The sequence below is a fragment of the Novosphingobium sp. genome (genome assembly GCF_037133355.1).
Taxonomy (GTDB): domain Bacteria; phylum Pseudomonadota; class Alphaproteobacteria; order Sphingomonadales; family Sphingomonadaceae; genus Novosphingobium.
Map to the genome: position 1 here is coordinate 314,199 of NZ_JBAXOI010000002.1, position 21,491 is coordinate 335,689.

Below are 21,491 nucleotides of genomic sequence, written 5' to 3' on the forward strand. Positions count from 1 at the left end.
ATCAGGCGTGTCAGAAACGGGAATGCGGTCTGATCCGGTGCCCGAAGGTCGAACGGGCCTGCGCGAGATCCTGCGCAGCCTTGCGTTCCATGCCGCCTTCTATGCCGGTTCGGTGCTGCTGGTAATCGTCGCGCTCGCGGTAATGCCGTTCAAGCGCGAGCGCTACCGCAAGGTGGTGCGGATGTGGTCGAGCTGGCACCGGGGCTGTGCGCGCTTGCTGCTGGGGATCACCGTGGACGCCGGCGATTTCGTGCCCCGCGCGGGGGTACTCTATGCCATCAAGCATGAATCGTTTTTCGAGGCGATCGATTTGCCGCACATGTATCCCGTCCCTGTCGTCTTCGCCAAGGAGCAGTTGCTGCGCATCCCGCTGTGGGGCGCGGTGGGCACGCATTATGGCCTGATCGCGGTGGACCGGGGCCGCGGGGCGAGCGCGCTGCGCGCCATGCTGGCCGAAGCACGCCGCTGGACCGCCGATGGCCGGCCGCTGGTGATCTTTCCCGAAGGCACGCGCGTGCCCCATGGCAGCCGGGCGCCGCTCCAGGCCGGCTTTGCCGGGCTTTACAAGATGCTCGGCCTGCCGGTGGTGCCCGTGGCCGTTGACAGCGGCGCACTTTATAAACGGCGCTGGAAGCGCAGCGGCACGATCCACTACCGCTTTGGCGAGGAAATCCCCCCTGGTCTCCCGCGTGAAGAGATCGAAGCCCGTGTCCATGCCGCCATCAATGCGCTGAACTCGTGAGCGCAGACCAAGCCGGCCCCGAGATTCGCCCCGAGGACCGCCATACCGCGCCCGACGAGCGCAGCTGGAGCGAGGTACTCGGTCCCGGGCTCATTACCGGCGCGGCGGATGATGATCCGAGCGGGATCGGCACCTACAGCCAGGTCGGCGCACAATTCGGCTTCAGCCTCGCCTGGATCATGGTGTTCAGCTATCCGCTGCTTGTGGCGACCCAGCTGATCTGCGCGCGGATCGGCGCGGTAACGGGGCACGGGATCGCGCACAACCTGCGGCGACACTATCCCAAGCCCGTGCTCTGGTTTGCCGTCCTGTTGCTGCTCGTGGCGAACACGATCAACCTCGGCTCGGACCTTGGGGCAATGGCGGCGGCCCTGAACCTGCTGCTGCCCGGGCCGACCATGCTCTATGTCGCGCTGTTCGGCCTCGTCTCGGTGCTGCTCGAGATTTTCGTGAGTTATGAGCGCTATACGCGCATTCTCAAGTGGTCGGCACTCTCGCTGCTCGCCTATATCCTCGTGCCATTCGTGGCCAAGATCTCGCCGACAGAGGTCTTGCGCGGGGTGCTGGTGCCAAAGCTCGCCTTCGACCGGGAAACGGCCATGGCGGTGATCGCGGCGCTGGGAACGACGATCAGCCCATACCTGTTTTTCTGGCAGGCAGGACAGGAAGTGGAGGAGCAGCACCGGCTTCACACGCATCCGCTGGGGGTGTTCCCGCGCGCCGCCGCGCCGGGCCTTTCGCGCATGCGCACCGATACCGTGCTGGGCATGGGGGTAACCAGCGTGACCGCGCTGTTTATCGTCATCGCCACGGCCGCCACCCTCCACGCCAACGGCATCAATCAGATCGCCTCCGCCGACCAGGCCGCGAGCGCGCTGCGTCCGATTGCCGGGGACCTCAGCTTCCTGCTGTTCGCGGTCGGGATCATCGGCATCGGCCTGCTGGCGGTGCCGGTTCTGGCGGGATCGGCCGCCTATGCGCTTTCGGAAACGTTCGGCTGGGCCGAGGGGCTGAACCGCAAGCCGCACGAGGCCAAGGCCTTCTATGGCGCCATCGTGGTCGCGGTGTTGGGCGGCGTGGCGCTCAATCTCATCGGCATCGATCCGATGCATGCGCTCTACTGGACGGCGGTGATCAATGGCCTCCTCGCCCCGCCGCTGATGGTGATGACCATGCTGGCCGCGAGTAACCCGCAAGTGATGGGCCGGCTCACCCTGCCGCCACTGCTCAAGCTGGGTGGCTGGGCGGCGACAGCGGTAATGGCGTTCGTCTCCGGAATGTTCCTGCTCAGCTAATCGCTGTGGCTGCGGCCAAAGTCTGGCCGCGCATCATCTTGGCCCATCTCGATGATCGAGCGGCGGATCGCGCGGGTGCGGGTGAACGTATCGAAAAGCATGGCCCCGTCGCCCTTGCGGATCGCCTTCTGCAGCTCGGTCAGATCCTCGCTGAACCGCTGAAGCATTTCGAGCACGGCATCCCGGTTGCTGAGGAACACGTCGCGCCACATCGTCGGATCGGAAGCGGCGATGCGGGTGAAATCGCGGAAACCGCCGGCAGAATACTTGATCACCTCGCTCTGTGTCACTTCCTCGAGATCGGAGGCGGTGCCGACAATGGTATAGGCGATTAGGTGCGGCAGGTGGCTGGTGACGGCGAGCACGCGGTCGTGATGCTCGGCATCCATCGTCTCGACCCGCGCGCCGAGCGCTTCCCAGAACACGCCGACGCGTGCGATCTCGCCCGCATCGGCATCGGCGGGCGGGGTAACGATGCACCAGCGGTTGCGGAACAAGGCAGCGAAGCCCGCGTCCGGGCCGCTTTGCTCGGTGCCGGCCACGGGGTGTGAGGGTATCACGGTGACGCCCGGTAGAGCCTCCGCGAGCGCGCGGGCGACGCTGGCCTTGCTGGAACCGACGTCGGTGACAATCACGCCGGGCGCGAGATAGGGAGCAATCGCGCGTCCGGCGGCGGCCATGGCCCCTACAGGAACGCAAAGCACAACGAGATCAGCCCCAGCGACGGCTTCCCCGGCGGTTTCGGGAAGGACATCGGCGAGCGCGATTTCGCGGGCGCGTGCTCGGACGGCGGGATCGGCATCGAAGCCGATGGTGAGCGCATCCGGCATATGCGCCTGTACCGCCCGCGCAACCGAGCCGCCCAGCAGGCCGAGCCCGATGACCGCGATGCGCTTGAAGGATGCAGGCGCGCTCATCGCGCCGCTTCGGCGAGTTGACGCAGCACGGCGGCGACGCGGTCCATCTCGGCAGCCGTGCCGATGGTGATGCGCAGGCACTGCGGCAGGCCCTGCCCGGGCAGCCAGCGAGTGATGAAGCCGTGGTCGATCAGGCCGTTGTAGGCTGCCTCGGCGGTAAGCGCGCCGGAGAACTCGATCAGTACGAAGTTCGCCTCACTCGGCAGCGGGCGCAAACCGTGGTTGCCCAGCGCCGCCAGCGCAGAGGCGAAGCGGGTGCGCTCGGCGCGGTTGTGCGTCCGTGAAGCGTCGACAAAAGCCTGATCGCCCAGCGCGGCGAGCGCGGCCGCCTGCGCGGTGACGGTGAGATTGAACGGTCCGCGGATGCGGTTGAGCATGTCGATCAGGTGCGGCGCACCGGTTGCCCAGCCGACACGCTCGCCGGCAAGCCCGTAGATCTTGGAAAAGGTCCGTGTGACGAGGACATTCTCGGCGGTGGCTGCCAGCGCCAGCGCGCCGTCGTCGGCCTCGGCATCGAGGTACTCGGCATAGGCCTGATCGACCACGAGCAAGACATCGGCCGGCAGCGCCGCATGGAGACGCGCAAGCTCGGCGCGCGGCAGGTAGCTGCCGGTGGGGTTGTTTGGATTGGCGAGGAACACGACGCGCGTGCTTGGGCTCACGCAGCCGAGCAGCATATCGACATCGGCGGCGTAGTCGCGGTCCGGCGCCTCGACCGGCTCCGCGCCGCAGCGCCGGGCAGCGATCTCGTACACCGAGAAACCGTAGCGCTGGTAGAGCACAGCGTCACCCGGCCCCGCAAAGGCCTGCGCGGCGAGGTGGAGCAGCTCGTCCGAGCCGGTGCCCATGACGATGCGCGCCGGATCGATGCCGTGGAGCGTGCCGAGCGCGCCGCGCAGAGCGTGGCTTTCGGGATCGGGATAGCGCGCCGGATCGCCTACACCCTCACCGCTGCCAAGCCGCGCGGCGCGGGCCAGCGGGCTTGTGCCGAGCGGGTTCTCGTTGGCCGAAAGCTTGATCAGCGCCTGTCCGTCGGTGCCGGTGGACTTGCCCGGAACATAGGGATGGATTGCCGCGATCCACGGCTTGGGCACGGGACGGATGATGGCAGGTGTGGCGGGCGGCTGGGACATGATCGGCGCGCCTTAGCGGGCTTGCCGCGCCAAGGGAACCGTCTCGCGCGGGCAGTGCGGCCTTAGCTGACTTCGGCGCGCATGGCGGCGCCTTTCCAGTCGCTTGCCATGGCAAAGGCAGGCATCGACGCCTTGCCATCCTCGCCTCCGCCGATGAGGTGCGGACCGATCGGCTGCACACCGTCGCCCTTGGGGCTTTGCGGCAGGCCCGCGGCGGCGAGCTGGTAGGGCGAGGCGCGGCTGCGGGTGCACAGGCCGCCATTGCCGTCGGGAACCAGCGCCTGTTCGAACTCCAACCCCTGCTGGCGCTTGCGTGAACGGCGTACGCGCGCCACGGCGAGCTGGCCTTCGCCGAGATCGATCACGAATTCGGTGCCCACCGGCACATCGACCAGCCCCTCGATCAGTGCGCCGGAGACCGAAAGGTTGCGCAGCACGACCGGATAGTAGTGGTTGTCGTGGATCACGCCGATGCGGCGGAACATGGCCTGGCGGTCGTGGCGCTGGAAGGCCGGGCCCGACGGCTCGATGATCCAGTCGCCTTCGTTGAGCTTCTGGATGAACTGCTCGTTGCCGATCGGCTTGCTGTAGATGTAGCCCTGCACCAGCGTGACGTTGAGGCTCTTCATCAGGTCGAACTGGTCGAAGCTCTCCACACCCTCGGCTGTGGTTTCCATCTCCAGCGCCTGCGCCAGCGCGACGATCGCGGCGATGATGGCGCGGTTGCGCGATCCTTCCTCGGTCGCGCCGCGCACAAACGACTGGTCGATCTTGATCTTGTCGAAGGGCGCGGTCTTCAGGTAGCCGAGCGAGGAATAGCCCGTGCCGAAATCATCGAGCGCGAGGCGCACGCCGAGACCCTTGAGCGCCTTGAACCGCTCGTTGGTCGCTCCGCCTTCCTGCAGAAACACGCTTTCGGTGATCTCGAGCTCAAGCCGTTCGGGATCGAGACCTGAATTGGCAAGGGCGCTGGCAACGAGAGCCGGGAAGCCGTCGTCGGCGAACTGCACTGGCGAAACGTTGACGGCAATGCGCAGGATGCCAGGCCAGGCCGCCGCCTCGGCACAGGCGCGGCGCAGGACCCATTCGCCGATACCTTTGATGAGGTTCGATTCCTCCGCGATGGGGATGAACCGCGCGGGGCTGACCGAGCCGTGCTCGGGATGATTCCAGCGCGCGAGCGCCTCGACACCCACGACATGGTTGTCCGCCGCGCGCACCACGGGCTGGTAATGGATCTCGAGCTCGTCCCGCTGCAGCGCGTCGTGCAGGTCTTCCTCAAGCAGGCGGCGGTCGGCGGCGGCCTTGAGCAGATCGGCGCTGAAGAAGCGGAAACGGCCGCGCCCGCCGCCCTTGGCGGCATAGAGCGCAAGGTCGGCATTGCGCACGAGGCTGTCGCTGTTCTCGCCGTCGAAGGGCGATACCGCGACGCCAACCGAGGCCCCGATCAGGCAGCGGCTGCCATCGATGGTATAGGGCTGGGAAATGCTGGTGATGATGCTGGTGGCGATATCGCCGAGCACGCCGCGGTCTTCGATCCCGGGCATGATCACCTGGAACTCGTCGCCACCGAGACGGCTGACCTTTTCCTTGTCGCCCACCACGCGCACGAGGCGAGCGGCGACCTGCTTGAGCAGCGCGTCGCCCGCGGCGTGACCAAGCGTATCGTTAACCTGCTTGAAGCGGTCGAGATCGATCAGCATGATTGCACAGGGGCTGCGCTGCTGCGTGGAGACGGTCAGCGTCCGCTCAAGCAGCTGCGACATGCGGCGCCGGTTAAGCAAGCCGGTCAGCGCATCGTGCATGGCCATGTGCGAGCTTTCCTCGGCCGAGCGCCGCTCGCCGGTGATATCCTCGCAGTGGCCGCGAAAGCCGGCGAAATCACCGCCTGCGATGATTGGCTCGCCCGAGATCGACCACCAAAGAGTCTCGCCGTCGGCAAGCTCGCTTCGCACGGTGATCTTTTCGAAGCGGCCCTTGCGCGCGAACGCGAATGGCAGCGTGCGCTCGCCCTCGCTACCGATGCCGGATTTCAGGAAAAGTTCGAGGAAGTTACGCCCGGTCGCGCTGCCTTCGCCCACCAGCGGGGCATGGGCGCCGGGCGAGAGATAGGTGACATTGCCTTCCGTGTCGGTCGACCAGAAGAAGCCGAGGCCAAGGTCCTCGTAAGCATGGCAGAGTGCGGCCGCTTCGCTTTCGGACGTGCGGGGGGGCGACGAATCGGTCGCCCCGCGTCCAAAGACTTCGCGTGCCCTGCGCAGCACCACCCTGTCATTCCTTTACATGAGCCGAACGGTTCGACCCTGTTCTGTAACGCAAGGCTATTGTGAGAAGGTTAACTACGTAGGGGCGGCAAGGCGAACCCGCCCAGCGGACCATTCTGCAAAAAAAAAAAATGGCCGGAAGCGCGCTTTGCGCTTCCGGCCTTAGTCTGTTCGCAGGAGGAACATCGTCTGGCGGGGCCCCGGTGGGCTTGAGGGAGAGGATCTCGCCCCCTGGCCCCGCCAAGCTGGGTATCAGTAGTTGTAGGCGCGCTCACCGTGGTCGGCGATGTCGAGACCCTCGCGTTCGCCTTCTTCGCTGATCCGCATGCCGAGGGTCTTGTCGAGCACGAACCAGATGATAGCGGTGCCAATGCCAGACCAGGCAAGCGTGAGCAGAACCGCCTCAAGCTGGATAACGAGCTGGCCCCCGATATCGTAGGTGGGCGCCGCAACCGAGGGGAACACGAGGTAGTTGATCACGCCCTGACCGCCGAGAGCCGGCGAGGCGACGATACCGGTGGCGAGAGCGCCGGTGATGCCGCCGATGCAGTGAACACCGAAGACGTCTAGCGTATCGTCGTACTTGAAGCGGTTCTTCACCGTGCTGACGAAGAAGAAGCACAGCGGCGAAACAATCAGGCCGAGGACAATCGAAGTCATCGGAGCGCCGTAACCCGAAGCGGGGGTGATCGCGACGAGACCAGCAACTGCACCCGAAGCCGCACCGAGCATCGAGGGCTTCTTGTGAACGATCTGCTCGATCACCGCCCAGCTCACCGCAGCTGCGCAAGTGGCCAGCATGGTGTTGACGAAGGCAACCGCCGCAACACCGTTCGATTCAAGGTTCGAACCAGCGTTGAAGCCGAACCAGCCCACCCACAGCAGGGAGGCGCCGATCATGGTCATGGTCAGCGAGTGCGGCGGCGTGGCTTCCTTGCCATAGCCCAGGCGCTTGCCGAGCATGAGACAGCCGACGAGGCCCGCGATACCGGCGTTGATGTGCACAACGGTACCGCCGGCGAAATCGAGCGCGCCCTTGGCATAGAGGTAACCGGCGTCGTTCGGAGCATCGGCCAGGAAGTCCGGGCCAGCCCAATACCAAACCATGTGCGCGATGGGATAGTAGACGAAGGTCGACCACAACACCACGAACAGCATGAGCGGGGTGAACTTGATGCGCTCCGCGAAAGAACCGATGAACAGCGCCGGAGTGATCATGGCGAAGGTCATCTGGAACACGAAGTAGCTGAGTTCCGGGATGTAGACGTTGTTCGAGAACGTCGCCGAGAAGGTCCCGCTGGTGACGCCAGCCATCAGCACCTTGCCGAAGCCGCCGATGAAAGGCGAGCCGCCAGTGAAGGCGAGAGAGTAACCGTAGGTTGCCCAGAGCAGGCCCGCGATCGACACGATCATGAACACCTGCATGAGAACCGAAAGCATGTTCTTGGTGCGGACGAGGCCGCCGTAGAACAGCGCGAGGCCGGGAATGCTCATCATCAGGACGAGCACCGATGACACCAGCATCCAGGTGGTGTCACCCTTGTTGACCATGGTGGCCTGCGCCGCGACGTCGGGCGCCTTGACCATAGCCGCCTGGGCAAAAGCGGTGGAAGCGGCGCCGAGCGTCAAGCCCGCGCCCACGACCCCGCCGATCATCTTACGGATCATCGAAGTTCCCCTCATGTCAGAAGTGGCGGCCCTCACAGCGCGGTATCCCCGGTTTCGCCAGTGCGGATGCGGGTGGCCGAGGCAAGATCAAGCACGAAGATCTTGCCGTCGCCGATTGCCTCGGTGCTGGCCGTCTGCTGGATCGTCTCGATGATCCGCGGTGCGAGATCGTCGCTCGCGGCGATCTCGATCTTCACCTTGGGCAGCATGTTGGTGGTGTATTCGGCGCCGCGGTAGATCTCGGTCTGGCCTTTCTGTCGGCCAAAACCTTTCACTTCCGACACCGTCATCCCTGCAACGCCCAGCCCGGAGAGCGCCTCGCGCACTTCGTCGAGCTTGAACGGCTTGATGATGGCGATGATGAATTTCATTCATGCCCCCTTTGCGGCCTTCTCGCCGGACAACCCGCCGGCTGAGTATGCTTCGCAAACAGCGTGCCAAACGCGCTGCCCCTTGGAATCCGGGGGAATCTTTTCGCAGATGCAAAAATTGTCCGCTGCACGCGCGCTCGAATCTTGGGCAGATTCACATGTCTGCCTAAAAAATGAGCATCACCATAGGGAGTTTTACATGCACACAAGCACCATTCGACCTGCGGCCCAAAGTGCTCAATCGCCGCGGAAGAAGCGGTCCGTGGGGGTGGTTGGCAGGCCGTCGATGCTGCGGGTGCGGCCGGAGGTCTTGGCCATCCACGCCGCTTCGTCCGACTGGGCATGATACTTCACCAGCGTCTTGCGCTCAGTCTCTAGGGTCATCACGGGCACCCCCCAGCCGCAGCTGGTCTGCACGGTCTGCACTGCGATATCGAAGATCTGGCGCGTGCCGGGCAGGATCGTGAAATGCGCGGAGAGCTCGTCCCAATCGGCGTCCTGCGGCAGCACCGGCCGGCCGGTGCCGTAGAGCCGCAGAATCAGCGGGGGCTGGCCGAAGTTGCACATCATCACGGTGATCCGGCCATCGGCAACCAGATGCGCATGGGTTTCGTTGCCGGAGCCCGCCAGATCGAGATAGGCGACCCGATTGGGCCCCAGCACGCGAAAACTGTCATAGCCCTTGGGCGAAAGGTTGACGCGCGCATCCGCCGCCGCCGTCGCGACGAAGAACACGCTTTGCGCGCCCATCATTGCCTCGTGCTGCGGCAGGATGCGGTCGGTGAAATCCGCCATCAGAGAAAATCGCGCAAAGTGCCGATGAAGCGGTCGAACTGGTCGTGGTGCAGCCAGTGGCCGGCGTTTTCGAACTCGATCACCGTGCCATTGCGGAAATGCTTGATGCGGCCGTCGCGTTCGGGGTTCCCGGCCCAGGAATCCGCGCCGTTCATGAGAAGTGTGGGCGCAGTGATCGCCTCCCACAGCTCGTGCTTGCGTTCGGTCGAGATGTCGTAGGGGTGATCAATGTGGACGTAAGGGTCGAACTTCCAGGTAAAAGTCCCGTCCTCGTTGCGGTTGATGCCATGGATGGTGAGATGCCGCGCCTGCACGTCGGTAAGGTAGGTGTTTTCGGCCTTCATGCGCGCATAGGCGTCTTCCAGCGTGGCATAGCGGCGCGGCAGGCGGCCGGCGGCCTTGCGCTTTTCGGCGATGTAATCGCGCACGCGGCGGGCGAAGGGCACGTCCTTCATGCGCAGTTCCCAGTCCGGCGTCGGGAAGATGCCCTCGATCGCGACGAGCTTGGCGACATCCTCCGGAAACAGGCCGGCATAGCGCAGCGAGACATTGGCGCCCCACGAGTGCGAGACGATGGTGACCGGCGCGAGGCCGAGCTGGTGGACCAGCTGCGCCACGTCGTAGACCATGTCCATCGTGCGGTAGTTGCCATCCGAGGCCCAGTCGCTGTCGCCGTGGCCGCGGTGATCGAGCGCGATGACATGCCAGTCGTCGCGCAGCGCCTCGGCAGTCCAGTCCCAGCTGCGACAATGATCACGCCCGCCGTGGATCAGAAGCAGCGGCGGCTTCTCCGCATTGCCCCAATCGACATAGTGGAGGCGCAGGCGCTGCGAGATGAAGGTGTTTGAGGTGGGGCCGAGGAGAGTCATCCACCGTCTGTGCCGCAGGTGCGAACAAGCCGCAAGTGCGGTTTTACGTCGCGCTCAGACGTGCTGGCGCCAGGAAACGCGGGGCACGAACCCGATCAATTCGCCCGCGCGCGCCGAAGAGAGCAGTGCCGCCTCCCCGGCAAGCCCTTCCGCGAGCGGCACGCCGGGGAAGTGCTCGACCATCAGATCGCGCGAGGGGCGGCCGATCAGGTTATCCGCCGCCGCGATGATCATGGCCTCGTGCCCGGTGGTTTCGGCCTCGAGCGCGCAGCGGCAGGCCTCGGCCGCGTCCGCGGCATCGATGTAGCTCCACAGGTTCCATTTGCGGCTGGCGGGATCGGCCTGGATCTGCGGCAGCGCGGCGTAGTCTTCGGCGACATAGACATTGGAAAAGCGCAGCGAGCAGATAGCCATGGCGGGATGCCAGCGGGCAAACTCTTCCGCCATGGTCTCACCCAGCCGCTTGCCCAGCGCATAGGACCAGTTGGGGAGGAGCGGGTGCGTCTCGTCGATCGGGGCGAACAGCGGCGGTTCGGCGAAGGGCAGGCCAAGGATCGTCTCGCTGGAAGCCCAGACCACGCGGCCGATGCCAAGTCGCGCAGCGGCGGAGAACACGTTGTAGGTGCCCATGACGTTGATGCGGAAGGCCGCCTCGTCAGTCGTCGCGCCGGGCTTGGGAATGCCGGCGAGGTGGAGCACGGCATCGAAGCGCCGTGCCGCCGTATCCACGCCGGAGAGCGCGCCCATGACCGCGCCGAAATCCGCGCAATCGAGCCGGACCGTGTCATCGCCGTAGACCGAGCTGACAATGTCGAAGCCGGTGACGCGGTGGCCTGCGCGGCGCAGCGCCGCGACCGCAACCTTGCCCAGTTTGCCGCTGCTGCCTGTGACCGCGATGCGCATGGCGTTCCTACCGTTCCTTGGTGGCGCTGAAAGTCAGCTCCGGATTGCGTTCCTGCTGATAGCTCACATCCCACGCCGAGCGCGCCATGAACACCGGATCACCGTCGCGGTCCTTGGCGAGATTCGAGAGGTTGAAATCGGCGAAGCTGCGCAGTGCCGCTTCGCTCCCCTTGAGCCAGCGCGCGGTGTCGAACGGCGAGGGTTCGAGCACGGCCTCGACCTTGTATTCGGCCTCGAGCCGGGAGATCAGCACGTCGAGCTGGAGCTGGCCGACCACGCCGACGATCGATTGCGCGCCGATCTCGGGATAGAACACCTGGATCACGCCTTCCTCGGAGAGGTCGTCGAGCGCTTTCCTGAGCTGCTTGGTCTTGGTCGGGTCTTTCAGCTGCACACGGCGCAGGATCTCCGGGGCGAAGTTGGGGAGGCCGGTGAAGCGGACCGTGTTCTTTTCCGAAAGGGTATCGCCAACGCGCAAGGTGCCGTGGTTGGGGATGCCGATGATGTCGCCCGCTTCGGCAGTATCGGCGATTTCACGGTCCTGCGCGAAGAACAGGATCGGCGAATGAACCGCGATCGGCTTGCCGAGCCCCGAAGGCGTGAGCTTCATCCCGCGTTTGAAGGTGCCCGAGACCATGCGCATGAACGCGATACGGTCGCGGTGCATCGGGTCCATGTTGGCTTGCACCTTGAACACGAAGCCGGTGACTTCGCCATGATCAGTCTCGATCGTGCCGTTTTCGCTCGGCTGCGGGCGCGGCGGCGGGGCGTGGCGGGCGATGGCGTCGATCATTTCGGCGACCCCGAAATTCTTGAGCGCGGAGCCGAAATAGACCGGCGTCAGATCGCCGTTACGGTAGGCTTCGAGATCGAATTCTGGATAGCCCATCTGCGCGAGTTCGATCTCCTCGGCGATGTCGGCGGGGATGGCGCCGTCCGCCATGGGATCGCGCTTGCCGAGGAATTCGCGGCTGTCGCCTTCGGGGCGAGCGATGGTCTGCGTGGCGAAATCGAGCACGCCTTCGAACACGCCGCCCATGCCGATGGGCCACGACATCGGGCAGACATCGAGCGCGAGCGCGTCGGCCACTTCATCCAGCGTCTCGAACACGGGGCGGCCTTCGCGGTCGACCTTGTTGACGAAGGTGATGATCGGCACCGAACGTAGGCGGCACACCTCGAACAGCTTGCGCGTCTGCGGCTCGATGCCCTTGGCGGCGTCGATGACCATGATCGCGGAATCGACGGCAGTGAGCGTGCGGTAGGTATCCTCGGAGAAGTCCTCGTGACCCGGCGTATCGAGCAGGTTGAAGACGACGCCGTCCTTCTGGAAGGTCATGACCGAGGAGGTGACCGAGATGCCGCGCTGCTGCTCGATCTTCATCCAGTCCGACCGGGCGCGACGCGCGGCACCGCGCGCCTTGACCTCGCCGGCCAAGTGGATCGCGCCGCCCTGGAGAAGCAGCTTCTCGGTCAGCGTGGTCTTGCCCGCGTCAGGGTGCGAGATGATGGCAAAGGTGCGGCGATTGGAACTCATGGCCCGCGCCTAGCGGAGTTGGCGCAGTGAATCCAGCGAGGGTGGCTCAGGCAGGTTCGGGCGGAACTGATGCGTCGCTCACCCAGTTGCCGTGGAAGCCGAACGGCACGCGTTGTGGCAAGTGGACTTCCGCGACAGGCCCGCGCTCCAGGTCTTGCGCATCGAGCACGACGAAGCTGGAAGCGCCGCCGCCGAAATCGTGGGCGAAAGCGAGGAGCCAGCCGTCATCCTCAGCCGTCGGGGTTTCGCGGGGGACGAACACGGCTTCTCCCGCGCCGCGCCCGGGGCCGTAGTCGAAATGGAATCGGGTGCCGGTCACGAGATCGTGTTTGAACGTCATGCCGGCGGGATGTGACCCGAAGCCGACTGAATAACCGAAGCGGTACTCGCGCGTGCCGGCCGAAGCGGCGTGGCGGGGAAACTCCTGCGGGGTCTGGTCGATCACGGTCACGCTGCTGCGCCGGCCAGCGATATCGAATTCCCAGCGTTCGAGCCTGGGCAGACTGTCGCGGATCGGGCCATTGCGGTCATGATCGAACATGCGGTCGAAGGCGCAGATATCGATGACAACCGAACCGTCGGCGCGATCATAGGCGTTCATCGGGTGGTAGGCGTAGCACAGCGGGATCTCGATCCAGACGATCTCCTGCGCGGTCCCCTCACGCGGCAGGAAACCCACCCTCGCGCCGTAATCCGGGTTCCAGCTGAACGGGAAGCGCGAACCGGCCTGCGCCATCTTCATGTCGAGCGTGACGGGCAGATCGTAGACGACGGCGTACTTTTCGGTGAGTGACATATCGTGGACCATCGAAGGGCCCATCGGGACATCGACCGTGCGGCGAACGCGGCCATCCTTGCCTACCACGATGTACTGCACGTGGCCCATCCAGCGGCCCGGTGCGTAGGCAACCGCGTGGAGTTCGCCGCTCGCCGGATCGAACTTGGGGTGCGCGGTGAAAGCGCCGGGCAGCGTGCCGAAGAAATCGTTCCGGGCGACGGAATCCAGCTCGTAAGTCAGTTCGACCGGTGTTCCGCCTGCCTCGACCATCGCCCACGTCCGGCCGGCAAAACCACCGACATTGGTGTTGGGGCCATTGGCCCCGCCCGACCAGTTGGGCCCGGTGATCGACCGGCCCAGCGCCTTCGCCACCGCATCCCCGCCGACATAGCGGTTGCGATACCATTCGGCGCGCCCTTCGCTGAGGCGCAGGCCGTGGACCATGCCGGTGCCGGTGAACCAGTGATAGGCGGCCGGATCGGTGTCGCCCAAAGGGTTGGGACCGTTGCGCAAGTAGCGGCCATTGAGCTCCTTCGGGAGCTCGCCGGTCACGGCGAGTTGGGTCGCCGTGACCTCTTCGGTCACGGGGGCAAAGTTTCCGGCGAGATAGGGGTTCATCGGCCGCTCCCAGGTGGTTTTATTCTATGTCTAACGGCATGATGACATGTTCGAAACCGCCGCGAAAGCGGCGATATCCCTCGCGTGAAAGTTACTCTGCCGCCGCTTCCGCAATGAACGCCCGGATGAGTTCAAGGACCTTGGCCCCCTCGTCGCGCATGATGTCGTGCCGCAGCCCAGGCAGAATGGCAAAGCGCGTGGTTGCCGGGTGCATGGCAGCCGCGGCATCGCTTGCAAACGCGATCGGAACAATCGGATCGTGCTCGCCATGGATGATCAGGCTGGGGCTGGCGAAGGCCGCCGCGCCGGCGCGGTAGTCGAAGCTGCGCCATTCGCCGCCGGGCAGGAAGAAGGTGCTCACCATCTCGGGATTCATCATTACGCGGGCGAGCACGTCGGGATCGGCGTCGGCCAGCCCGTAAAGCGGCATGCAGTGCATGATGAAGCCTTCGAACGCGCCATCGGCGAACGGGGTGTCGAAGAAGCGCCGGGCTGCCTCCCCGACAGACGGGCCGCTGAGCTCGGCAAATTTGGCCACCACCGGATCCACTTCGATATGCGGAGCCGACGAAAGGATGACCATGCCGCCCAGCAGATCGGGATGCCGGGTGGCAAGCCCGTACGCCACGAAACCGCCAAACGACGCGCCCAGCACGATCGGCTTGCGGATTTCGAGCGCCTTGCAGAATGCGGCGACATCATCGACCCAGCGGTCGAGCAGCCAGGTCCCCCGGTCGCTGGGGTCGCTGCGGCCCTGCCCGCGCATGTCGAGATAGATCACCTGCGCCACATCGGCGAGCGCGCCATAGGCGGGTTTGAACATCGAATGGTCAAATCCGGGCCCGCCGTGAAGGAGGATGACGGTCGGCTGCTCGACCATGCACGGCCCTTCCGCGCGCAGCCCGGCCCCCTCGACATCAAAGTAGAGGACGGTGTCGTCGATCCTGATGCGCATGGCGCGCCCTCCCGGTTGGCACTTCGCTGACTGCGGCCCCCGCGAATGATACGCATCGCCGCCGCACCGCAGGCTTTCCTAGATCGCGTAAACCTGCAACGAAAATGCGCGTCACTTGTGTCGCCCTCAAGCGGTGCGCACTGTAACGTCCATGCGGAAGCTGCGATTGGCTCCCGGCGCCAACGTGATCACGCCGGGCTTGTCGCGAAAATTACCGCGGTATCCCACCGGATCGGAATGGCCCTGCCACGGCTCGATGCAGATATAGCGCGCACCGGGCACCTGCCAGATGCCGAGCATCGGGCTATCGGGGAAAGCCACGTCGAGCCATGCGCCGCCCTCGGCGCCATAGGAAAGGCTGCGGCTGGCCAGTTCGCTCCAGATCAGCGCGTCATGGCGGAAGAGTTCACCGTCAAGCGCGAGGTGACGGCCCCGAACCGGGCTCGGTGCGCCTTCTGCCCGGATCAGGCCCGTCGCCATCTCGAGCTTGCGGATATCTTGCGGCTCGTTCTGATCGAACACGATGCGGTGCGCGGCCTTGTCCGCCCCGCCGGGAAGCGGCCAGGCTAAGGCTGGATGGAAGCCGAAGCTGAACGGCAGCGGCGCATTGCCGAGGTTGGTGACGGTCGCCGTCATCGACAGGGTCAAGCCACTGAGCGCAAAGGCCATGTCGAGCGCGAAGTCGAAGGGATACGCCGCCCGCGTCGCGGCACTGGCGGTGAGGCGAAACACGGCGCGATCTGCGGCTGCTTCGGTGACCGTAAAGGCGCTGCGGCGGGCGAAGCCGTGCTTGGGCATCCGGTAGCTCTGCCCGTCCACTCGCAGCGTGTCTTCAGCCAGCGCGCCGACGATGGGGAACAGCAGCGGTGCGCGGCCCGACCAGAAGGCCGGATCGGCATCGGTCATGTATTCGCGGCCTTGCGCGTCGGTTAGCGACGACAGTTCGGCGCCGAGCGGGTTGATCCGGGCAGTGAGCCCGCCCGAGGAGATTGCGATCAGATCGGTCATGTCAGCCTCGCCGTCCAGTATCTTGCCCGCAGCCCATCACGGAGCCGGATCGGGCGGGTTGTTGGCGGTGATAAACCGCACGGCGGCCTCCAGCATGGCCAAACGCGTTTCGCTGCGCGAAAGCCAGTGGTCCTCGCCGGGCAATGTCACCATTTCGACCGGCTTGCCCGCCTCGCGCAGGGCTCCGGCCATGGCCGTGCTCTGGCCATAAGGGACCACGGTATCGTCCTTGCCATGGATGAGCAGGATCGGCGCATCGGCCTGCGCGGCGAAATTGACCGGCGAGATCGGGCGCAGGTCCTTGCGTTCGCCAAGCTCTTCCTTGAGCGCGCGCTTCAGCGTGTCATCGTAGCCCGATTCCTGAATATCGGTGCTGGCCATCTTCGCCACATCGCTCACTCCCGCAACCGCGACCGCACAGCGATAGAGCCCCTTCTGCAAGGTCACCCCGGCCAGCGCGGCATAGCCGCCGTAGCTTGCTCCCATGATGCAGGCGCGCTTGGGATCGACGATGCCCTGCGCCGCCAGCGCGGCAAGGCCATCGGACACGTCGCTCTGCATCTTGCGCCCCCACTGGCCATAGCCGGCACGGCGGAAGGCCGGGCCGTAGCCGGTCGAGCCTCTGAAATTGGGCTGCAGCACGGCATAGCCGCGCGAGGCCAGCGCCTGCGCCCACCAGTCGAAGCCGGGATAATCGCGCGCGGCAGGGCCGCCATGGGGGAAGATGACAACAGGCAGTCCGGCGGGCTTGCGCCCCGGCGGCAGCGTCAGCACTCCGGCGATTTGGGTGCCATCACCGGCCTTGTAGGTCACCATGCGCATCGGGCCGACCTCCGAGCCCTTGAGCGTATAGGAATGGCCAATCTCGCGCGTGTTGCGGCCCTTGATGTCGATGACCCACCAGGTCTGCGGATCCTCGACGCCCTCGGTCATGACCAGCAGGTGATCGAAGCGATCATTCCAGCCCTGCAGGTGCGTCTGAAGCCCGGGGAAAGCCTTGACCACCGCTGCCGCGACCTTTTGCCGATAGGTGTCGAAGAAGGTGTAGGCCGGCGTGTCGCCTTCGATCTCGTAACCGATGAGCTGGTTGGAGACGCGATCGAAATAGGCATCACCGAGCGCGGCGTCGGCGAGGATTTCCTTGCGCTCGCCCCCGGCCAGCGCAAGCTCGAACCAGTGCCGGGCACCTTCGGTATCGGTTTCGGACAGAATCACCGTGCCCGCCGTAGCGCCAAGGCCGACGAGACCGACCTTGCCGAGCGGACTGCTGCCTTCGGCAATCCTCTGCCCCGCACCGTTCTTCACATTCCAGCCGCCATTGCGCGAATCGTAGTCGAGCGTTGCGCTCACACTGCCGTCGGCGCCCAGAACCCAGTCCCTGTAGATGTTGTCCGCACTGCGCGGGGCGATGTTGCGGGTTTTCTGGTCCTGCAGATCGACTTCATAGAGCGCCGGGTTCGTGCTGGTCAGATAGGATCCGGAGCGAAAATCGCCATCGAAAGTGATGCCGCCAAAATAGCCGTAGAACCGGCCGCCGCGCTCCTGAATGCCCAGAAACCGCCGAACCCCGCCGGTGATCCGCTTCTCGTGCTCGAAGACCGCCCACATCTTCTCGCCGTTCAGAGGCACGACGATCATGGAATAGAGTTCGGTCTTGTCGGAGGTGAATCCCAGGCCTAGCCGGGTCGTATCGGACTTGTAGACGAGCAGACGGTCCTCGCCGGCCCAGAACACGCCGCGGACCTTGGCATCTTTCAGCGGCAGCGCCAGCACCGGCTTGTCTTCCTTGTCGACCACGACGAGGCGCCGCGTATCCTCCACCATTCCGACAATCGCGACCCGCTCACCCGAAGGCGACAAGCTCGCTGTCTCGAATCCGGGAAGGCTGCCGTAGATCGCCAGTGCTGGCGGCTCTGCGGCATGGGCGGCGAGGAACGGCATCGCCGCGCCCATGATCAGGGCAATACCCAGACAGGCCAATCGCAGAAGGTGAAGCATGCTGCGCATAGGTACACCTCCTGAGAGCTGGCCCCTTGGGCAAGACTCGCGCGCGATACTTGGCAAGATCACGCTTGTTGCCGCACTTTTCATGACCAATTCGCCAACCTGCAAGTATTTTTCCAAGCCTGGCAGCGGGTTTCAGGCTCGCAGTACGCCGCCGAGTTTTGCGCCGGCCGCCACGATCCGGTCGGTGATCGCTTTCAGCGCGGCTTCGTCATAGCTTTTCTCGACGGGCTGCAGCGTGACTTCGACGGCCAGCGACTTGTGGCCTTCCGGCACGCCCTGCCCCCGGAAATCGTCGAACACCCGGGCCGCGACGACGTTGGCCTTGTCCGCCCCGCGGACGGCGCGCAGCAGATCGCCAGCGGGCAGTGCGACAGGCACGAGGAAGGCGTAGTCGCGCGTCACCGCCTGAAGCGCGGGCGGCGCGAAGTGCGGGCGGGCAAAGCTGCCCGGGCCCTTGCGCGCAGGGATCCGGTCGAGGAACAACTCGACCACGGCGACGGGACCGGCAAGATCAAACGCCTTGGCGCTGCTGGGGTGGAGCAGGCCGAAGCGGGCCAGCACCGTCTTGGGCCCCAAACGCAAGGTGGCGGACTGGCCAGGGTGGAACTGGCTGCCAGCCTCGCCCATGACTTGCAGGTTATCGACCGGCGCGCCGGCTTCGGCCAGCAGCGCGAGCGCCTCGGCCTTGGCGTCGAAAGCATCGAAGGGCTTGGCCTTGCCTGTGGCCCAGCCGCGCGGGGCGGCTTCGCCAGCGAGCACGACAGCGAGGCTGGGCTGCTCGTCGGATGCGCCGCCCTCTCCGCGCAGATAACGGCGGCCGATCTCGAACAAGCGCACCGAGGCGGCGCCGCGATCGAGATTGCGGCGCGCGGCCGAAAGCAGGCCCGGCAGCAGCGAGGGGCGCATGGTCTTGAGGTCTTCGGAGATAGGATTGGCGAGCGTCCAGAGGCCGCCGTTTCCTTCAGCGAAATGCTCGGCCTCGCCCGTGGGTAGGAACGACCAGGTCACCGCCTCGTTGAGACCCCGCGCGGCGGCTGCGCGGCGGATGCGGCGTTCCTGCAACTGCGCGGGAGTGGCGGTGGGCTTGGCGACGCCATCAGCGCGCGGCAGCGGGGTGGAGGGCACCGCGTCGAGGCCGTGAACGCGGATCACTTCCTCGACGATGTCGGGCGCGCCGTCCACGTCCGGGCGCCAGGTGGGCACGGTGATGGTCCAGTCCTCGCCAATGGCGAAGCCAAGTGCTGCGAGAATGCGCTTCTGCTCGCCATTGGCAACGTCGATTCCGCCAAGGCTGCCGGCGAGCGCCGGGTCGTAGGTAAAGGACTTCTGTGCCAGCGGCGGGGTGCCCGCGCGCACCACTTCGCTCGCTTCGCCGCCGCAGATCTCAAGAATCAGGCTGGTGAGGAGGTCGAGGCCGGTATCGAGGAAGGCGGGATCGACCCCGCGCTCGAAACGGCCGCGCGCGTCGGAAGTAAGCGCGAGGGCCTGCCCGGTGCGGGCGATATTGGCGGGCGTGAAATAGGCGACTTCGAGGAGGACGTCGGTGGTATCTTCCGAGCAGCCTGAATGCTCGCCGCCCATGATGCCGGCGATATCATGCACACCAGCCTCGTCCGCAATCACGGTCATCCACGGTTCGAGCGCGTATTCGCGGCCGTTGAGGGCGAGGCAGGTTTCCCCTTCCTGCGCCTTGCGCGCACAGACCGCGCCGGTGAGCTTGGCGAGGTCATAGGCGTGGGCCGGACGACCATACCCGAGCATGACGTAATTGGTGATGTCGACCAGCGCCGAGATCGGGCGCTGGCCCGCGCTCTTGAGGCGGTCTTGCAGCCATTGCGGGCTGGGTCCGTTTTTGACCCCGCGGATGACGCGGCCAAAGAACGCCGGGCAGCCTTCGGGATCATCAGTGCGCACTTCGACCGGGCAGGGGAAACTGCCGGCAACGTGCGGCGTGTCGATCGGCTTCAGCACACCGAGGCCAGCCGCGGCGAGATCGCGCGCGATGCCGTGGACGCCCATGCAGTCCGGCCGGTTGGGCGTGATCGCCACGTCGAACACCGGGTCGGAGCCGAGGTAATCGGCAAAGCTCTTGCCGATCGGCGCATCGGCGGGAAGCTCGATGATGCCGTCATGCTCCTCACCGAGGCCGAGTTCGCGCGTCGAGCACATCATGCCGTTCGATTCGACACCGCGAACCGCTGCGACTTTCAAGGTCATGCCATTGGCCGGAACCACCGCGCCCGGCACGCCGAGCACACCGACGAGGCCTGCGCGCGCGTTGGGCGCGCCGCAAACGACCTGGAGCGGGTTGCCATCGCCAAGATCGACAGAGAGCACCTGCAGCTTGTCCGCCTGCGGGTGCTTCTCCGCGGTGAGAACGCGAGCGACCCGGAAGCTGGTCAGCGCTGCCGAGGCATCCTCGACGCCTTCGATCTCGAGCCCCAGCGCGGTGAGCTTCTCGGCGATCTGGCGCGCGTCGGCCTTGGTATCGAGCAGGGCCTGAAGCCAGGAGAGCGCGAACTTCATGCCCGGACTCCCACACCGCCGGAAAGGGTCGGCACGTCGAGCCCGCCGAAGCCGTAATGCGCCAGCCAGCGCACGTCGCCGTCGAAGAAGGCGCGCAAATCGTCCATGCCGTATTTCAGCATCGCAAGCCGGTCCACGCCGGTGCCGAAAGCGAAGCCCTGCCACTCATCGGGATCGAGCCCGCCGAATTCGATGACCTTGCGGTTGACCATGCCCGAGCCGAGCACTTCCATCCAGCCGCCGCCCGCCGCATCGCCGCTGCCGCCGACGACGCGCTTGCCGTTGATGAGGGTGTAGCCGACATCGACTTCGACCGAAGGCTCGGTGAAGGGGAAGTAGCTGGGGCGCAGGCGCAGGACGATGTCCTCGCGCTCGAAGAAGGCCTTGAGGAAGGTTTCCAGCGTCCACTTGAGGTGGCCGAGATGGATGCCCTTGTCGATGACGAGGCCTTCGATCTGGTGGAACATGGGCGTGTGGGTGGCGTCGCTGTCTGACCGGTAGACGCGGCCCGGGGCGATCACCCGCAGCGGCGCGCCCTGGCTCAGCATCGAGCGGATCTGCACCGGCGAGGTGTGCGTGCGCAGCAGCATCGAACGATCTTCCGCATCCTTGTCCGGAAAATAGAAGGTATCGTGCATCGCGCGCGCCGGATGCGTTTCGGGCATGTTGAGCGCGGTGAAGTTGTGCCAGTCGTCCTCGATCTCCGGCCCGGTAGCGACAGCAAAGCCCATGTCGGCGAAAATTTCCGCCAGTTCGTCCATGACCTGGCTGACGGGATGGACGCTGCCGCGCGGGGCGACGGGGGCGGGAAGCGAGAGATCGGCGGTTTCGGCGGCGAGCTTTGCTTCGAGCGCTGCACTTTCAAGCGAAGCGCGGCGTTCGGCGAGCGCGGCGGTGACCGCCTCGCGCGCGGCGTGGATGCGCGGGCCGGTGCTGGTGCGTTCCTCGGGGCTCATGCCGCCCAGCGACTTGAGCAGGGCCGAGACCCAGCCCTGCTTGCCGAGGGCGGCGACGCGCAGGCCCTCGACGGCTTCGATCGTATCGGCGCTGCCAATCGCGGCGAGTGTGGGTTCAAGCTGTTCCATCGGCCCCGCCGCTAGCGCCA

The 21,491-nt window shown here is 65.6% G+C and carries 17 protein-coding genes; 2 read left to right on the forward strand and 15 right to left on the reverse strand.

The window, feature by feature from the left end:
* The first annotated feature begins 22 nt into the window (after positions 1 to 22).
* Both WCL10_RS03720 and WCL10_RS03725 read left to right on the forward strand, forming a co-directional pair.
* Positions 23 to 742 carry a lysophospholipid acyltransferase family protein gene (locus tag WCL10_RS03720; RefSeq protein ID WP_336894372.1) on the forward strand — a complete coding sequence of 240 codons (720 nt, stop codon included), beginning with the start codon at positions 23 to 25 and terminating at the stop codon, positions 740 to 742.
* Positions 739 to 2,037, forward strand: a complete 1,299-nt coding sequence (locus WCL10_RS03725; RefSeq protein ID WP_336894277.1) for a divalent metal cation transporter — start codon at positions 739 to 741, stop codon at positions 2,035 to 2,037. Before WCL10_RS03720 ends, WCL10_RS03725 begins: the two co-directional genes overlap by 4 nt.
* Here WCL10_RS03725 and WCL10_RS03730 read toward each other — a convergent pair.
* From WCL10_RS03730 to pheS, 15 genes are all read right to left on the reverse strand, one after another.
* Positions 2,034 to 2,954: a prephenate/arogenate dehydrogenase family protein gene (locus tag WCL10_RS03730; RefSeq protein WP_336894278.1), complete on the reverse strand. Its 921-nt coding sequence runs from the start codon at positions 2,952 to 2,954 to the stop codon at positions 2,034 to 2,036. The two genes, WCL10_RS03725 and WCL10_RS03730, sit on opposite strands and share 4 nt — an antisense overlap.
* The gene (gene hisC, locus WCL10_RS03735) at positions 2,951 to 4,087 is read right to left on the reverse strand and encodes a histidinol-phosphate transaminase (protein WP_336894279.1); all 1,137 of its coding nucleotides are present in this window, start codon (positions 4,085 to 4,087) and stop codon (positions 2,951 to 2,953) included. The genes WCL10_RS03730 and hisC overlap by 4 nt, the downstream gene beginning before the upstream one ends.
* Positions 4,088 to 4,149: 62 nt before the next feature.
* Positions 4,150 to 6,351 (reverse strand): EAL domain-containing protein, encoded by a 2,202-nt coding sequence (locus WCL10_RS03740; protein ID WP_336894280.1) that lies wholly within the window; start codon positions 6,349 to 6,351, stop codon positions 4,150 to 4,152.
* A gap of 252 nt (positions 6,352 to 6,603) precedes the next feature.
* Positions 6,604 to 8,019: an ammonium transporter gene (locus tag WCL10_RS03745; protein ID WP_336894281.1), complete on the reverse strand. Its 1,416-nt coding sequence runs from the start codon at positions 8,017 to 8,019 to the stop codon at positions 6,604 to 6,606.
* Positions 8,020 to 8,051: 32 nt separating this feature from the next.
* Positions 8,052 to 8,390 (reverse strand): P-II family nitrogen regulator, encoded by a 339-nt coding sequence (locus WCL10_RS03750; protein WP_054122458.1) that lies wholly within the window; start codon positions 8,388 to 8,390, stop codon positions 8,052 to 8,054.
* 237 nt (positions 8,391 to 8,627) lie between these two features.
* Positions 8,628 to 9,185, reverse strand: a complete 558-nt coding sequence (locus WCL10_RS03755) for a pyridoxamine 5'-phosphate oxidase family protein (RefSeq protein ID WP_336894282.1) — start codon at positions 9,183 to 9,185, stop codon at positions 8,628 to 8,630.
* Positions 9,185 to 10,054 carry an alpha/beta hydrolase gene (locus WCL10_RS03760; protein WP_336894283.1) on the reverse strand — a complete coding sequence of 290 codons (870 nt, stop codon included), beginning with the start codon at positions 10,052 to 10,054 and terminating at the stop codon, positions 9,185 to 9,187. Before WCL10_RS03760 ends, WCL10_RS03755 begins: the two co-directional genes overlap by 1 nt.
* Before the next feature lie 54 nt (positions 10,055 to 10,108).
* On the reverse strand, positions 10,109 to 10,957 hold the full coding sequence (locus WCL10_RS03765) for an NAD(P)-dependent oxidoreductase (RefSeq protein WP_336894284.1): 849 nt from the start codon (positions 10,955 to 10,957) through the stop codon (positions 10,109 to 10,111).
* Positions 10,958 to 10,964: 7 nt separating this feature from the next.
* Positions 10,965 to 12,494 carry a peptide chain release factor 3 gene (locus WCL10_RS03770; RefSeq protein ID WP_336894285.1) on the reverse strand — a complete coding sequence of 510 codons (1,530 nt, stop codon included), beginning with the start codon at positions 12,492 to 12,494 and terminating at the stop codon, positions 10,965 to 10,967.
* 46 nt (positions 12,495 to 12,540) lie between these two features.
* On the reverse strand, positions 12,541 to 13,890 hold the full coding sequence (locus tag WCL10_RS03775; RefSeq protein ID WP_336894286.1) for a carotenoid oxygenase family protein: 1,350 nt from the start codon (positions 13,888 to 13,890) through the stop codon (positions 12,541 to 12,543).
* A 91-nt stretch (positions 13,891 to 13,981) separates the two neighbouring features.
* Positions 13,982 to 14,845, reverse strand: coding sequence for an alpha/beta hydrolase (locus WCL10_RS03780; protein WP_336894287.1), 864 nt, complete (start codon positions 14,843 to 14,845; stop codon positions 13,982 to 13,984).
* A gap of 126 nt (positions 14,846 to 14,971) precedes the next feature.
* Positions 14,972 to 15,853: an aldose 1-epimerase family protein gene (locus tag WCL10_RS03785; protein ID WP_336894288.1), complete on the reverse strand. Its 882-nt coding sequence runs from the start codon at positions 15,851 to 15,853 to the stop codon at positions 14,972 to 14,974.
* 36 nt (positions 15,854 to 15,889) lie between these two features.
* Positions 15,890 to 17,860, reverse strand: coding sequence for a S9 family peptidase (locus WCL10_RS03790; RefSeq protein WP_336894289.1), 1,971 nt, complete (start codon positions 17,858 to 17,860; stop codon positions 15,890 to 15,892).
* Between the two features lie 132 nt (positions 17,861 to 17,992).
* Positions 17,993 to 20,386 carry a phenylalanine--tRNA ligase subunit beta gene (gene pheT, locus WCL10_RS03795; protein ID WP_336894290.1) on the reverse strand — a complete coding sequence of 798 codons (2,394 nt, stop codon included), beginning with the start codon at positions 20,384 to 20,386 and terminating at the stop codon, positions 17,993 to 17,995.
* Positions 20,383 to 21,471, reverse strand: coding sequence for a phenylalanine--tRNA ligase subunit alpha (pheS, locus tag WCL10_RS03800; RefSeq protein WP_336894291.1), 1,089 nt, complete (start codon positions 21,469 to 21,471; stop codon positions 20,383 to 20,385). The genes pheT and pheS overlap by 4 nt, the downstream gene beginning before the upstream one ends.
* Positions 21,472 to 21,491 lie beyond the last annotated feature (20 nt).